Below are 14,328 nucleotides of genomic sequence, written 5' to 3' on the forward strand. Positions count from 1 at the left end.
GGCGGGGGAGATCACCTGATAACTTCCAGATGATACCCGGTGCCGGTGAGATGCTTCACCACTTCCTGGATATGCTCGGCGCCGCGGGTCTCCAACTCCACCAGCACCTCGGTTCTTCCGATGGGAAGCGATTCGGAGCGGCGGTCGTGGGTGATGATGGATATGTTGGCCCGGGCGGCGGCGATCTCGGTCGACAACCTCGCCAGCGCCCCCGGCACGTCGTCCAGTTCCACCTTCAGCTTCAGGTAACGCCCGGCCGCCAGCAGGCCGCGCTCCACCACCACCGCGATAGTCTTCACGTCGATGTTCCCGCCCGACAAGAGCGCCACCGTCTTTCCGGAAATCCGCTTCACCTTGTTATTGAGGAGGGCGGCCAGCCCCACGGCACCGGCCCCTTCCACCATCAGCTTGTTCCTCTCCAATAGCGACACGATGGCCAGCGCGATCTCCTCTTCCTCGACCAGCACCACCTCGTCCACCAAATCCTTGATGACCGGGAAGGTGTTGGTGCCGGCCGTCTTTACCGCGATACCGTCGGCGAGGCTCGCCCGGATCGGCACGGTGACCACCTTGCCGTTTTTCAACGCCTGCTGCATCGAGGGGGCCGCCGCCGACTCCACCCCGATCACCCTCACGTGGGGATGGGTTTCCTTGATGGCCTTGGCGATGCCGGCGATGAGGCCGCCTCCCCCGATCGGCACCAGGATGTTGGCGAGATCGGGAAGATCCTCCAAAAGCTCCAGGCCAATGGTCCCCTGCCCGGCCATCACCAGCGGGTCGTCGAAGGGATGCACGAAACGGGCTCCCGTCTTCTCCGCCTCGCGGTAGGCGGCAGCGCACGCCTCGTCGAAATTCTTCCCCTCCAGCACCACCTCCGCGCCGTAATCCCGGGTAGAGAAAACCTTCTGCGGCGGCGTGGTCTCCGGCATGTAGATCACCGACTTCACCCCGAGAAGGTCGGCCGAGAAGGCCACCCCCTGGGCGTGGTTACCTGCCGAGGCGGTGATCACCCCGCCCGAGAGTGCCGCGCGCGGCTGCGCGGTCATGAAGTTCATCGCGCCGCGGATCTTGAAGGCGCCGGTGCGCTGGAGGTTTTCGCACTTGAAGTAGAGGGGGAGGCCGAGCTTATCGCTGAAATGCTGGGCATGGATCAGCTCGGTCCGCCGCACCCTTTTCTTCAATCGGTGAGCGGCGTCGAGGATCAGGTTGTAATCGAGCATTGGTTACCGTCCGGGAGAGGGGGGCGGGCGTCTTTCAGTGAAGCGCCTATCTCCCCTTTAGTGATGATGGTCGTGGTGATGGTCGTGACCGCAGGTGCCATGCGGGTGGTGGTGCGGGTGTGCGTGCGCCTGCGCCAGCGAGGAGGCGCGGGGGCGATGACGGAACTGCTTGATCCCCTGGGCATCGGTGCAGCGTACGCTCTCGACCTGAAGCGTGGTATGGGAGATGTGGAAGCGCTCGAAGAGCCGCTCCTCGATCTTTCTCAGCATCTTGCCGTGCTCCCCCTTGAAGCTCGCCGGTACCACGATATGGCCGGAGAGCGCGATGATGTGCGAGCAGATGGTCCAGATGTTGACGTGGTGCACTTCCTCGACCCCTTCGACTTCCTTGATGGCGGCGGAAACCTGGTTGACGTCGACCCCCTTGGGTACCCCTTCCAGGAGGATATGGACCGCCTCGCGGATGACCCTCCAGGAGCCCCAGAAGATCACGAACCCGATGCCGACCGAGATGATGGCGTCGAGGATGTACCAGTTGCTGAAGTACATGATGATGCCGCCGACGATGACGCCGACCGAGGCTGCCGCGTCTCCTATCATGTGGAGAAAGGCGCTTCTGACGTTGAGGTCGTCGTGGGAGTGCCCATGCAGGGCTCCGGCGGCGAAAACGTTCATGGCCAGGCCGACGGCGGCGATGATCATCATCGGGAGGCTCTTGATCTCTTCGGGACGCACCATCCTCCCGAACGCCTCGTAGCAGATGATGCCGGCGATCACGAAGACCGTGGTGCCGTTGATCAGGGAAGCGAAGACCTCGGTGCGGTGCCAGCCGAAGGTCCGGGTGTCACTGGAGGGGAAGGAGGCGAGCTTGATGGCCCCCAGTGACAAGAGGAGGGCGAAGAGATCGAGGAAGACGTGGGCCGCATCGGAGAGGAGGGCCAGGGAGTTGGTCCACATACCTCCGGCGAGCTCGGCCACCAGGGTGGCCGCGGTCAACACGATGGCGTACTTGAATCGTCCGGCAATGCTTTGGTCCAGATGGGTCTCGGCGTGCATGGCGACCCCCCCGGGAGCGGGCCTTCACCCGCTCCCGGCTTTGGTTTACTAGAAGCTCAGCGCCGCCTTCAGCGTGTAAATCGGGCGGACCTCGTATTCAACCTCGGCAGTGATGCCGAAAAGCGGAAGCGGAGAGATCTTGACCCCGGCGAAGCCGCGCGGCTGCCAGAACTTCTCGTTGCTGAGCGGGCTACCGGTCAGGGTGGTCGAATACCTCTGCAGGTCGCCGGTCGCCTTGCTCATGATGTACACGGCGCCCACCCCGGCGTACGGGGTGAGAATGAAGAAGCCCTTGCTGATGGAGGCGTCAATCCCCGCCGTCTGCAGGTCGAGATCCTTCACGCCGGCCAGCTTGGTGTAGGTGGCGCGGATGCCGAGGGCCGGGGTGATGGCGGAACCCTCGAGAATCGCCTTGCTGAGCTCGGCACCGTACAGCTTGATGTTGGAGTCGGGGACATAGGCGTAGGATGCGCCGACGTCGATGCCGAAGGGGAGCCCTTTACGGGCGCGGATCTTCGGGATGAACAGGTACGAGGGGGCGTCGCCGTTGAAGGCCCGGTCCCAGTAGCTATTGCTGCCGGTCTTGATGTCGATGGCGGAAACCTCGACACCGGCATCGAAGCCGGTCAGTCCAAGGGGCTCGGCAGGAGCGACGTTTTTGTAGGAGATGGCGCCGCCGGCCTCTTTGGAAAGACTCTTGAATTCGCCTTGAGTCAGTCCCTGGGTGAAGTTGATGCTGGCAGCCATCGCTTGCGAAGCTATCAGCGCCAGACACAATGCCAGAAAGATTACTTTTTTCATATGTCCCTCCATCTCATTATAGTGCCTATGACTTGGATATTAACAGAGGTACCCATTCCGGTCAACGAGTTACGGGGTTTGCCGCCTTGCCATTTTATGTATATACTGATATCTTTCCGCCCAAAAGACATCTGGAGGTCCAGCTAATGGATGTGGTTCACCATCGATTGATAATTCTCGGTTCGGGACCCGCAGGATACACAGCCGCCGTGTATGCCGCGCGGGCCAACCTTAACCCGGTGCTCATCACCGGATTGCAGCAGGGTGGGCAGTTGATGACCACCACCGAAGTGGACAACTGGCCGGGCGACCCGGAAGGGGTGCAGGGCCCGGACCTCATGTTCCGCATGTTTCAGCACGCCGAGCGCTTCGGGACCCAGATCATCAACGATCACATCAACAGGGCCGATCTTAAGAACCGCCCGTTCGTGCTCGAAGGGGACAACGGGACCTACAGTTGCGACGCGCTGATCATCGCCACCGGGGCCTCGGCCCGTTACCTCGGCCTTCCCTCCGAAGATGCGTTCAAGGGGAAAGGGGTCTCCGCCTGCGCGACCTGTGACGGGTTCTTCTACCGCGGCAAGCCGGTGGCCGTCATCGGCGGCGGGAGCACCGCCGTGGAAGAGGCGCTCTACCTCTCCCACATCGCGAGCCACGTTACCGTCATCCACAGAAGGGACAAATTCCGGGCCGAGAAGATCCTGGCCGACCGGCTGATCGAGAAGACCAAGTGCGGAAACGTGACCATCGAGTGGAACCAGAATCTCGACGAGGTGCTGGGGGACGAGTCCGGGGTGACCGGGGTCAGGATCCGCCACGCATCCGGCTCCGACAAGATCATCCCGGTCCACGGCTGCTTCATCGCCATCGGTCACACCCCGAACACCACCTTGTTCGACGGACAGCTGGAGATGGACGAGGGGTATATCAGGACCCAGTGCGGCAACGAAGGAAACGTCACCGCCACCAGCATCCCGGGCGTCTTCGCCGCAGGCGACGTGCAGGACAGGATGTACAAGCAGGCGATCACCTCCGCGGGAACCGGATGCATGGCGGCACTCGACGCCGAGCGTTACCTTGATATGCTGAAGTAGTGCAGAAAGGCAGTAAAGTCCCCCCTGGTCGAACCGGGAGGTGTCATGCTTGCCAAGGTACTCTCCAGCGCCGTCGTGGGAATCGATGCCATCCTGATCGATGTCGAGGTGGACATCGCCCAGGGGCTCCCGCAGCTTGCCACCGTAGGACTCCCCGAGGGGGCGGTCAAAGAAAGCAAGGACCGCGTCAAGGCCGCCCTCAAGAATTCCGGTTACGACTTCCCCAACCGCAAGATCACCGTGAACCTCGCCCCCGCCGACGTTAAGAAGGAGGGGGCGTCGTTCGATCTCCCCATGTCCATCGGCATCCTGGCGGCCACCGCCGTGGTGAAGCCGACCCGTCTGAAGGAGTACCTTCTTTTGGGGGAGCTATCCCTGGACGGCGGGGTGAAGCCGGTGCGCGGCTGCCTCTCGGTCGCGGTCGCGGCGCGGGAGGCGGGGCTGACCGGCGTCATCATCCCCACCGGAAACGTGAGCGAGGCGGGGGTGGTGGAGGGGGTCGAGGTGCTCGGGGTGAGCGAGCTCTCCCAGGTGGTCGATTTCCTCAACGGCTCCCTGGAGATCGTTCCCTACCGTGCCGACATCGCCGCGCTCCTCACCGAGCCCTCCGAGGCGGGGGACGATTTCAGCGAGGTGAAGGGGCAGGAGCACGCCAAGCGCGCCCTGGAGGTCGCCGCCGCGGGGAGCCACAACCTCCTCATGATCGGGCCTCCGGGATCGGGCAAGACCATGCTGGCCCGGAGGATCCCCTCCATCCTCCCTCCCATGCTGTTCGAAGAGGCCATCGAGACCACCAAGGTTTACAGCGTCATGGGGCTTCTCGAGCGCGATCATGCGCTCATCACCGCCCGTCCCTTCCGCTCCCCCCATCACACCATCTCCGACGTCGGCCTGATCGGCGGCAGCAACACACCCAAGCCGGGCGAAGTATCCCTCTCCCACAACGGCGTCCTCTTCCTCGACGAGCTCCCCGAATTCAAGAAGCACGTCATCGAAGTCCTGCGCCAGCCGATGGAGGACGGGCGGGTCACCATCTCCCGCGCACTCTCTTCGGTCACCTATCCGTCGCGGATCATGCTGGTGGCCGCCATGAATCCGTGCCCGTGCGGGTATCTGGGGGACACCATACACCAGTGCTCGTGCACGCCCTTGATGGTTCACCGTTACCGCTCCCGGATCTCGGGGCCGCTTTTGGACCGGATCGACATCCACATCGAGGTGCCGGCCCTGAAGTACCGGGACTTGGCCGACCGGGGGGAGAGCGAGACCTCCGCCGCCATCGCCTCCCGGGTGGCGGCCTCGCGCGAGGTGCAGAAGGAGCGTTTCAAGGGGACGAAGGTGCGCTGCAACGCCCAGATGACCGCCCGCATGATCAGGAAATTCTGCGAACCCGACGCGGCGGGAAACCGCATGCTCGAGCTGGTCACCGACCGCCTGGGCCTCTCGGCGAGGAGCTTCACGAGGATACTCAAGGTAGCCCGCACCATCGCCGACCTGGAGGGCGCCGACACCGTCAACGAACAGCACATCTCCGAGGCGATCCAGTACCGGAGCCTGGATAGAAAGACTGGTTAACGGAACGGGTCGGGAGCCTGCCTACCCAAAAGCGGACCTGCTTTTTCCGAGGTGAGGTCGTAGATAACAAAAGTAAGACCTCGTTTAAGAGAAGTAAGACCGCACTTAAGGAAAATAAGACCACATATAAGTGAAGTGACACCGCAGGTAAAGAAATCGTCCCCCTCATGAGGCAAGGCGAGGCGTTGCTTAGGCAAGGATGGGGCCGAAACTGGCTTCGACAGCTCTCCATCGACGAAAAAAGGGTGGCCGAAAACGAAATATGAGGCATCCGAGAGAAAAAAGAGGGGGGAAGGAGCGGGGGGAGGGGGACTTTCAATTTTCGAGGACGTCGTTCGAGAAAACGCAGGACTGCTTCATGTTAAAGCAGGTCGTATTTTACTTAAAACTGACCCCATCTTATCTAAAGCTGACCTCATATTAGAAAATGCAGCCTCACCTTGGAAAATCCGACCCCGCCTCGGGAAAGGCCGGCGGTCGTTTTTCTCTGGGAGTCATCGCGATAACCGGAGTACGGGGCATTCGAAGAAGAGACAGTGGCTTTTCGAGAGGGGGGAAGGACTTACATGGCTCGTGTAAGTCCTTTTCTTTTAGGCTTCGTCCCTCCCCTGGCGCGGAGCTGGGAGGCGCTGTACTGGAGGTAGTGGGGGGCGGGGGAGCAAAATCTACGTGAGGGAACGGCTTTAGTGTGAAAAAATGCTAATGTTGTCTCGTTCGCCAGTTAGCGCGAAGGAGGGATCATGAGCAATTTCACTGTCGATGCCCTGTTCCGCCATGTCTTGGTCTTCCGCGGGGCTTTGGCGAGTGCTGCTGCGAAGGGTGTTTCATTGCCGACACTCGACGATTTCCCCCGTGGCGCCTGCGCGGATGCGTCGTTGCTGCTGGCCAAGCACCTCCAGGAGAAAGGATGGGGGAATGCATTCCTGGTGGTGGGAGAGCGCCGGGGGGAGAGACACGCTTGGCTTCAACTGGGTGACGTCACCATTGACATCACTGCGGATCAATTCGAAGACCAGCCCTGCGGAGTCATTGTCAGCGCCGAAAGCCGTTGGCACTCCGCATTTGAAGCCCATGCCAGTGGGGTTGCCGATTTCTGCCTGTACGAGCCGGCCTCCGCCACCGCACTGGCCAATGCCTATGAGGCAATCGCGAACTCTATGACTGTTCCTGCCGTCGGGGATGCGAATGGCACAATGATCTGAGTCCGCCGGGGGGAGACGGGCGGAGCAGATACAGAGAGGGCTGATCCTGGAGACCGCATAATGAAGTTACGGGAGACGACGCTGCGGGATGGTTTCGCGCCCCTTCCCCAAAAAATGGAAATGGGCCGGGGCTAGGAGCGGCCGTGGGGGATACCGAGCTTGTCGAGACGCCAGCGGAGGGTGCTGGGATTGACGCCTAAAAGCTCGGCGGCGCCGTTCGGGCCGTAGATCTTTCCTTTGGCGATCTTCAGTACGTCGCTTAGGTGCCGCGCCATCGCTTCGTCAAGCCTCAGTACGACGGGGGCCCCGTCACGGCGCGGCGGCTGATGGAGCTCTTCGCGTCTCTCCAGCGGCAGTAACTCGAACCTCAGCTTTCCTCCCTGGTGCAGGATCAGCTCCCGTTCCACCAGGTTTTCCAACTCCCGGACGTTGCCACGCCAGCTGTAGTTGACCAGCCGCTCTATCGCTCCCGGCGCCAGCTCCGGGGCCCGGTCCATCCCCAGTTCCTGGCTCTTGCGCTTGATGAAGAAGCGGGTAAGGGGGAGGATGTCCTCTTTGCGCTGCCGCAGGGGGGGGACGATGATCGGGAAGACATTCAGCCGGAACCAGAGGTCCTCGCGGAAGTCCTGCTTGGAGACCATCCGCTCCAGGTTCCTATGGGTGGCGGCAATGACGCGGATGTCGATAGGGATCGGGCGGCTACCTCCCACCCGCTCGATCTCGCGGTTCTGGAGGACCCTCAAGAGGCGGACCTGGGCAGCTGGGGGGAGCTCGCCTATTTCGTCGAGGAAGATGGTCCCGCCATCGGCGCGCTCGAAGCGGCCGCGGTAATCGCTGGCCGCCCCGGTGAAGGCTCCCTTCTCGTGCCCGAATAGTTCGCTGTCCAGGAGGTTTTCGGGGATGGCCCCGCAGTTCACCTTGATGAACGGTCCATTTTTCCTGGGCGACGCGGCGTGGATGGCGTTGGCAATCACCTCCTTGCCGGTACCGGTCTCTCCCAGAAGAAGCACCGTGTTGTTGAGCGGCGCCACCTGGCGGACCATCTCGGCTACATGGCGCAGTCCACCCTCGGCGCCGATGACCGGTCCGGTCAGGCCGATCAGCTCCTTGCTGAGGAAGTGGTTGTCGTCCAGAAGCCGGTCGCTGTACTTGAGGAGTTTCTCGTAGGAAAGGGCATTGACCAGGGCGATGGCGAAGGGATTGGCCACCCGGGTAATCAGCTTGAGGTGGCACGGAAGGTACCTCCCCTCACCGTGGGCGCCAAGGACCAGGGTCCCGATCCGCTCCGCGTCCAGCGTGAGAGGTACCGAGATCAGCGAATTCCCCTTGAGCCGGATGTAGGGGGCCAGCAGGGTGAAGTACTCGTCCTGGTCGTTATGGATGATGGTGGGAATCGGCTGCCGATCCTGCATCCGTTGCCACACTTCCTTCGGGAGGTGGATTACCTGGTCGAGCTGTTCGCTCCCGGCCACGATGGTGGCAATTCTCCTGATCGCCTTGAGGCTCACGTCCTGGATGTTGATGCTCAGGGTGTCCAGGGGGAGGTGGAGACTCATGTAGTCGAAGGCCCGCTTGAGGGCGGTCTTCACGTCAAGGCTGCTGCAGATCCTGACCGTCACTTCTCGGAAGAACTCATCCTTGTTGACCATCGTTGCTCTCCTCCCGTGATGAACTATCGCAACATATTGCTGTATATCATTAAAACACAACATATTGCAAAATTAACCGCAACATGTTGCGTAAAAGATATGGTTGATACAGCTAAAACCATAGAATAACAGCGACTATTGGATTGGCACGCGGATGGCAATGGAGAGTGCGTGAGTGAAAGGAACGTTTCACCCGCCGCCATCGCCTCCTCGTTGTCCCTCCTGTGGGGGGGCGGTGGCGGCGGGTGGACGTTCCGTTCTTATTTCCAGAACAGGAGGAACCATGAAGAGAAGCACCGTTTTGCTGTCGGCACTCTCCCTCATCCTGGCGGGGAGCAATTCTTACGCGAAGCCTTTGGAGGACATCCTCAAGGAGAAGGGGGTGATTTCCGCAGAGGATTACCAGTCGGTGAGCAAGAGCAGTCCGGTTTCCTACGCCCCCGGTAACGGCGTCACCATCACCTCGCCCGACCGCAACTACAGCCTGAACCTCGGCACCTCGCTGCAGCTCCGCTATACCTTGACCGACCTCGACGACGTCAACAACAACGCCACCAAGCAGGCCCAGGACTCCAGCAAGTTCGAGCTTCGCCGCATCAAGATGTACCTGAACGGCAACGCCTACTCGCCGGATCTCACCTACAAGGTGATGATGAATCTGACCAACCTGCAGGGAGGCGGGGTGAAAAACGGCGGGATCCTGGAGGAGACCTACCTCAATTACCGGCTGGCCGACGAATTCCAGATTCGCGCCGGGCAGGACAAGATCCCGTTCGGACGGCAGTTCATTACCTCTTCCACCGCGCAGCAGTTCGTCGACCTCTCGGTGGTCAGTAACGCCTTCGTCCCCGGCTACGACACCGGCGTCATGCTGAACGGCCGGATTGCCAATGGCCTGGTGAACTACAACGTCGGCGGCTACGGCGGCGTGGGGCAGAACACCTACCGCTCCACCACCGACAACGCCTTCGCCGCCCGCCTGACCGTCAATCCGCTGGGAGACATGAAGTATTCGGAAGGCGACGTCGAATACAGCGAGAAGCCGCTGCTGTCGGTGGGGGGGAGTTTCTACCGTAACACCCTCAACCCGAGCGAGTACAACAGCGCCACGGCGACCAACAACAACATCATGTTCGCCAACGTCAACACCGGCTGGTTCGGGCTGGGTAACCAGCTCTCGCCGTCGGCCAAGCAGATCTCGGTCACCGAGTCGGCCGACATCAACACCGCCGGCTTCGACACTGCCTTCAAATGGCGCGGCTTCTCGGCCCAGGGCGAGTACTTCATGGCCCAGGCCGACGGGCAGACCACCGGAAACCGTTTGCGGGCCGAGGGCTTCTACGTCCAGGCGGGCTACTTCGTGATCCCCAAGACCCTGGAGCTGGCCGGTCGCTACTCGTACATCGATCCCAACCAGGACGTCGCGGGAGACCGCTGGACCGAAAGCACCGGAGCCGTCTCCTGGTACATCAACAAGCACAACCTGAAGCTGCAGGCTGACTACACCAACGTCCACCGGCAGGCCCTGATCGCCACCACCAACAAGGGGGCCAGCGCCAACCCGACCGACGATCAGCAGGTCCGCCTGCAGGCACAGCTTCTCTTCTAACCCTGCCACTTCCCGCCGGTCCCGGAAGGTTGACGGGCCGGCGGGAAGAGACCGGTTGAAGGCGCCGGGCCTCTCCCGGCCAGGCTGATCCGTCAGCAGAATTCAAACAAGGAGTACCAAGATGAAGAAGATCGCTCTACTGTTGTTCGCCGCTTTGCTCTCCCTCCCCATGGCCGCCTCGGCCGCCGAGGCGGGGAGTGTGCAGGGCAAAAACCCCTGCCTCCTCGGCTCGGAGAAGTGCCCGGCGGGCCAGGCCTATACCATCCAGGAGATCATCACCGGCCTCCAGGCCGAGCTCAACAAGGGGGGCAAGGTCTACACCCGGGAGGAGTTGGTGACGCTGCAGGCCAAGTTGGATGACTACCAGCACCTCCTCGTCAGCATGACCACCAACTGACCCGGAATATCGGTGGCCGGTCATTCGACCGTGGCCGCCTCCCAGAACCGGCAAACGGGTGTACCAAGCGGTGCACCCGTCGTTCTTTCTCCACCCTTCCTTCCCATCAAAACGCCGCTGGAGAAGCATTGACCGCCAGCTACCGTTTCTCTTCGTGGGCCCCTTCTACTCACTTCCTCTTGCCGTGCAGCAGCGACACCGCGATGGCGGTGGCGAGGGATACGAAAATGACGGCCAGCGATACCGGCGTCGAGATCTCCCAACCGCTTACCCCCGCAATCATCTTCCCTCCCACGAAAACCAGTACGAAGGCGATCGCGTACTTGAGGTACACGAACATTCCCATGACACCGGCCAAGAGAAAGTAGAGCGACCGCAGCCCCATGATCGCGAAGATGTTCGAGGTGATCACGACGAACGGGTCAAGGGTGATCGCCAGGACGGCCGGTATGGAGTCGAGGGCGAAGATCAGGTCGCTCCACTCGATCAGCACGAGTGCTACTAAGAGCGGACTCGCCACCAGCACTCCGCGGCGGCGGGTGATGAACCAGTCGCCCCTGGTGCGTTTGGTCACCGGGAGGATACTCCGCACCGCCCGCACCACGAAGTTCGCCTCCGGCTCGGGCTCGCCCTGGCCGCCGAAGGCCATTTTGATGCCGGTCACCACCAAAGCCGCTCCGAACAGGTAGAAGAGCACGTGGAAGCGCTCCAAAAGCTGGATGCCGGCCAGGATGAAGACGATCCGCATGATGAGCGCGCCGATGATCCCCCACTTCAGGACCCGGGCCTGGTGCTCTCCCCGGACCCCGAAGTAGGAGAAGATCATGATGAAGACGAAGAGGTTGTCCACCGACAGCGACTTCTCGATCACGTAACCGGTGAAGAACTCGAGCGCCCTGGCACTTCCCATGGTGAAGTAGATGGCGGCGTTGAAGGTCAAGGCAAGGAGGATCCAGACGGCACTCCAGGCCCCCGCCTCCTTGAAGGAGACGTGGTGGCTCTTCCGGTTGAGCCCGAGATCGATAAGAAGCATGACGCCGAAAAGAACGGCGAAGACGATCCACATGGTGGCGGTAACGGTCATCGCGGGATTCTCCTTTTACCTGCCGTTTCCCCGGGCCATCGCTTCCAGTCGCGCGATCCGCTCCTCCATGGGGGGATGGGTCGAGAAGAGGTTCATGAGGCTCCCACCGGTGAGCGGGCTGACGATGAAAAGGTGGGCGGTTGCCGGACGGGCCTCTTCCATCGGGATCGTCTGGGAGGCGTTGTGGAGCTTGGCGAGTGCCCTGGCCAAGGCCAGCGGGTGGCCGCAGATCCGTGCACCGGTCTCGTCGGCCAGGTACTCGCGCGACCGCGAGACCGCCATCTGGATCAGCATGGCGGCGATGGGGGCGATGATGGCCATGACCAGGGAACCGACGATCCCGCCTGCGTTATCTTCGTCGTCGTGACGCCCGGCGCCGAGGATGGCTCCCCACTGGAGCATGCTGCCGAGCATGGAGATTGCCCCGGCGAAGGTGGCGGCAATGGTCCCTATCAGGATGTCACGGTTTTGCACGTGGGCAAGCTCGTGGGCCATGACCCCTTCCAGCTCTTCCAGGGAGAGGATGCGCAGGATCCCTTCGGTGGCCGCCACCGCGGCGTGGGAGGGATTGCGGCCGGTGGCGAAGGCGTTGGGGCTTTCGGTCGGGATGATGTAGACGCGCGGCATCGGGAGGTTCGCCTTGGCGGCCAGCCGGCGCACCATTCCGTAGAAGGCGGGGTGATCCTGCTCCTGGATTTCCTTGGCTCCGTACATGGCGAGGACGATCCGGTCGGAAAACCAGTAGGAGAAGAAGTTCATGGCGCCCGCCATGATGAAGGCGAAGACCATGCCGGTCTTGCCGCCGATGGCGCCGCCCATGAGCACCATCAGCATGGTGAGAAGGGAGAGGAGAAGGGTGGTCTTGAGTCTGTTCATTGTGTACCTCCGACGATAGATTTTTCGCCGGGGGCATAAAAAAAAGACCTTTACCCCCGGCATGGTTGCCTGGAATAAAGGTCTTGTTGGCAGGTGATCTGCCCCGGTCCCGGGCCTTGCGGCCGTATTGACGAGATCCGGGTCGGCCTTTTGGGGTGGCCGATAACTACTCCCCTTTACTTGGCCATACTATAAGCAAGGATATGGTCTCTGTCAAGCTGTTGTATATGACAGCCTGCCGGTTATGGACTCACTCTCAGCGTGCAGCTGGTGACTTTGAGGTCTCGGTGGTGACTGTCCCTGAAAGTGAAGCGGCCAGGGGAATGCCAGATGGCGGTTACCAGTGAGTGTCCCTCCTAGTACCGCTCGAAATTATCGTCGCCCGGGCTAAGGTCGAGGTCGGTCCCGACGGCACGTTGAACCGGCGCCGCTTTCGGCTGCGGGGCAGCCTTGGCCTTGGTCAGGCGGGGAACGCTCTTCTTGGCGGGCACCGGCCCTCGGCCACCGTGGTCTTTGAGCTTGAAGAAGCCGATGGTGGTCTGCAGCTGCTCCGACTGGGAGGCGAGCTCCTCGGCGGTGGAGGACATCTCCTCGGAGGCGCCGGCGTTTTGCTGGATAACCTGGTCGAGCTGCTGGATGGCCTTGTTGATCTGGATGGCGCCGGAGTCCTGCTCGCGGCAGGAAGCGCTGATCTCCTGGACTAGCTCCGCGGTGCGCTGGATGTCCGGCACCATGCGGGTTAAAAGCTCCCCGGCCTTCACGGCGATGTCGACGCTGCTGGAAGAGAGGTCGGAGATCTCGGCGGCGGCTTTCTGGCTCCGCTCGGCGAGCTTGCGAACCTCGCTCGCCGCCGGCGACCCCCTTGCCGTGGTCGCCGGCGCGGGCGGCCTCGATGGCAGCATTCAGGGCGAGGAGGTTGGTCTGGCGCTTGGCGGTGGCTCGCTCGGCAGGAGGAGTGCGGTGGAGCGCCCGGTGACGACCGGGGGGATGGAAGGCGGTGACGGGGAACGGAGCAGCGTTTCGCCGGTGGCCGCGACCGTGGGGCGGGCGTGTTCCTCCTGGCGGGAAGCGGCCATCTCCTGGCAGACGACCGCCCGCGGTCCCATGGTCCGGTGATGGTCCCTTGAGCAGAGATCGGGTATGCGCATCCCCAGGAATGCGAGGACGATTGACAGCAGGATTATCGTGAAGGCCGCGCGGTTTTTCAGCGTGATCCTCCAATTGGGGGAAACGGTACAGGGGTAGATCATGACGCCTTTTCGGTACGTTAGGGTGGCTGCCCTACCACTATCGGCGACAAGGGGGTTCGCTTAAGTAACAATCCGGTTACAGGGTGGTCATTCTGGGTGGGTGGAGGGGATGGCGGGGAGAATTCCTTATTTCTTGTGACAGCCGTCACACATGGTGGGGGCCTGGAAGCTGGCGTCGAGGGACTGGTGGCAGCCGAGGCAGAACTTGTGGGCGAAGGCTTTGCCGGAGTCGGCTATCGAGGGGAGGTTGTCGTGGCAGGTGGCACACTGGGGAACCGGCTGGTGCCGGTCGTGATCGAAGGTCACCTCGCCGTTTTTAGCGGGAAAGGTTATGGGGCCCATGTGGGTGGCGGCCGATCTTTTCAACATCTCCGCCGAGGCGCCTGCGGCCAAAACGCAGACGAGGAGTGCCGCCAGAATCGTTTCTCTCATTCTCATGCCCCTCCTCGAATCGATCTCATTGGATCCCGCTTTCCTGCCGGGCGCAGCATAACACGGTGCGGTTTCACCTTCAA

General features: G+C 61.8%; 13 protein-coding genes and 1 pseudogene. 5 read left to right on the plus strand and 9 right to left on the minus strand.

Annotated features, from left to right (window positions below):
* Positions 1–11: 11 nt before the first annotated feature.
* The 3 genes from ilvA to L4X63_RS06450 are packed head-to-tail and all read right to left on the minus strand — an operon-like array spanning position 12 to position 3,077.
* Positions 12–1,220: a threonine ammonia-lyase gene (gene ilvA / locus L4X63_RS06440; RefSeq protein ID WP_250677755.1), complete on the minus strand. Its 1,209-nt coding sequence runs from the start codon at positions 1,218–1,220 to the stop codon at positions 12–14.
* Between the two features lie 57 nt (positions 1,221–1,277).
* On the minus strand, positions 1,278–2,276 hold the full coding sequence (locus L4X63_RS06445) for a cation diffusion facilitator family transporter (RefSeq protein WP_250677756.1): 999 nt from the start codon (positions 2,274–2,276) through the stop codon (positions 1,278–1,280).
* A gap of 48 nt (positions 2,277–2,324) precedes the next feature.
* A complete protein-coding gene (locus tag L4X63_RS06450) occupies positions 2,325–3,077 on the minus strand; it encodes a hypothetical protein (protein WP_250677757.1) in 753 nt (250 codons plus the stop codon).
* Between the two features lie 146 nt (positions 3,078–3,223).
* Between L4X63_RS06450 and trxB the strand changes: the two genes are divergently transcribed.
* From trxB to L4X63_RS06465, 3 genes are all read left to right on the plus strand, one after another.
* On the plus strand, positions 3,224–4,171 hold the full coding sequence (gene trxB / locus L4X63_RS06455; RefSeq protein ID WP_250677758.1) for a thioredoxin-disulfide reductase: 948 nt from the start codon (positions 3,224–3,226) through the stop codon (positions 4,169–4,171).
* Between the two features lie 45 nt (positions 4,172–4,216).
* Positions 4,217–5,746: a YifB family Mg chelatase-like AAA ATPase gene (locus L4X63_RS06460; RefSeq protein ID WP_250677759.1), complete on the plus strand. Its 1,530-nt coding sequence runs from the start codon at positions 4,217–4,219 to the stop codon at positions 5,744–5,746.
* A gap of 740 nt (positions 5,747–6,486) precedes the next feature.
* Positions 6,487–6,948, plus strand: a complete 462-nt coding sequence (locus tag L4X63_RS06465; RefSeq protein WP_250677760.1) for a hypothetical protein — start codon at positions 6,487–6,489, stop codon at positions 6,946–6,948.
* 131 nt (positions 6,949–7,079) lie between these two features.
* On the opposite strand, the gene L4X63_RS06470 is transcribed toward L4X63_RS06465, so the two are convergent.
* Positions 7,080–8,597: a sigma-54-dependent Fis family transcriptional regulator gene (locus L4X63_RS06470; protein WP_250677761.1), complete on the minus strand. Its 1,518-nt coding sequence runs from the start codon at positions 8,595–8,597 to the stop codon at positions 7,080–7,082.
* A gap of 283 nt (positions 8,598–8,880) precedes the next feature.
* Between L4X63_RS06470 and L4X63_RS06475 the strand changes: the two genes are divergently transcribed.
* Positions 8,881–10,206, plus strand: coding sequence for a porin (locus L4X63_RS06475; RefSeq protein WP_250677762.1), 1,326 nt, complete (start codon positions 8,881–8,883; stop codon positions 10,204–10,206).
* A gap of 121 nt (positions 10,207–10,327) precedes the next feature.
* Positions 10,328–10,603 (plus strand): hypothetical protein, encoded by a 276-nt coding sequence (locus tag L4X63_RS06480; protein ID WP_250677763.1) that lies wholly within the window; start codon positions 10,328–10,330, stop codon positions 10,601–10,603.
* Between the two features lie 169 nt (positions 10,604–10,772).
* Here the strand turns inward: L4X63_RS06480 and L4X63_RS06485 are convergent, their stop codons facing one another.
* From L4X63_RS06485 to L4X63_RS06505, 5 genes and pseudogenes are all read right to left on the minus strand, one after another.
* A complete protein-coding gene (locus tag L4X63_RS06485; protein ID WP_250677764.1) occupies positions 10,773–11,687 on the minus strand; it encodes a TerC family protein in 915 nt (304 codons plus the stop codon).
* A 15-nt stretch (positions 11,688–11,702) separates the two neighbouring features.
* Positions 11,703–12,563 carry a zinc metalloprotease HtpX gene (htpX, locus tag L4X63_RS06490; RefSeq protein WP_250677765.1) on the minus strand — a complete coding sequence of 287 codons (861 nt, stop codon included), beginning with the start codon at positions 12,561–12,563 and terminating at the stop codon, positions 11,703–11,705.
* A 356-nt stretch (positions 12,564–12,919) separates the two neighbouring features.
* A pseudogene (locus L4X63_RS06495) lies at positions 12,920–13,490 on the minus strand (methyl-accepting chemotaxis protein); the annotation flags it as partial.
* The gene (locus L4X63_RS06500; protein ID WP_250677895.1) at positions 13,466–13,711 is read right to left on the minus strand and encodes a hypothetical protein; all 246 of its coding nucleotides are present in this window, start codon (positions 13,709–13,711) and stop codon (positions 13,466–13,468) included. The pseudogene L4X63_RS06495 and the gene L4X63_RS06500, both read right to left, overlap by 25 nt.
* Before the next feature lie 228 nt (positions 13,712–13,939).
* Complete coding sequence (locus tag L4X63_RS06505) at positions 13,940–14,245, minus strand: cytochrome c3 family protein (protein WP_250677766.1); 306 nt, start codon at positions 14,243–14,245, stop codon at positions 13,940–13,942.
* Positions 14,246–14,328: the final 83 nt, after the last annotated feature.

It is taken from the genome of Geomonas sp. Red32, assembly GCF_023652955.1.
Lineage (GTDB): Bacteria > Desulfobacterota > Desulfuromonadia > Geobacterales > Geobacteraceae > Geomonas.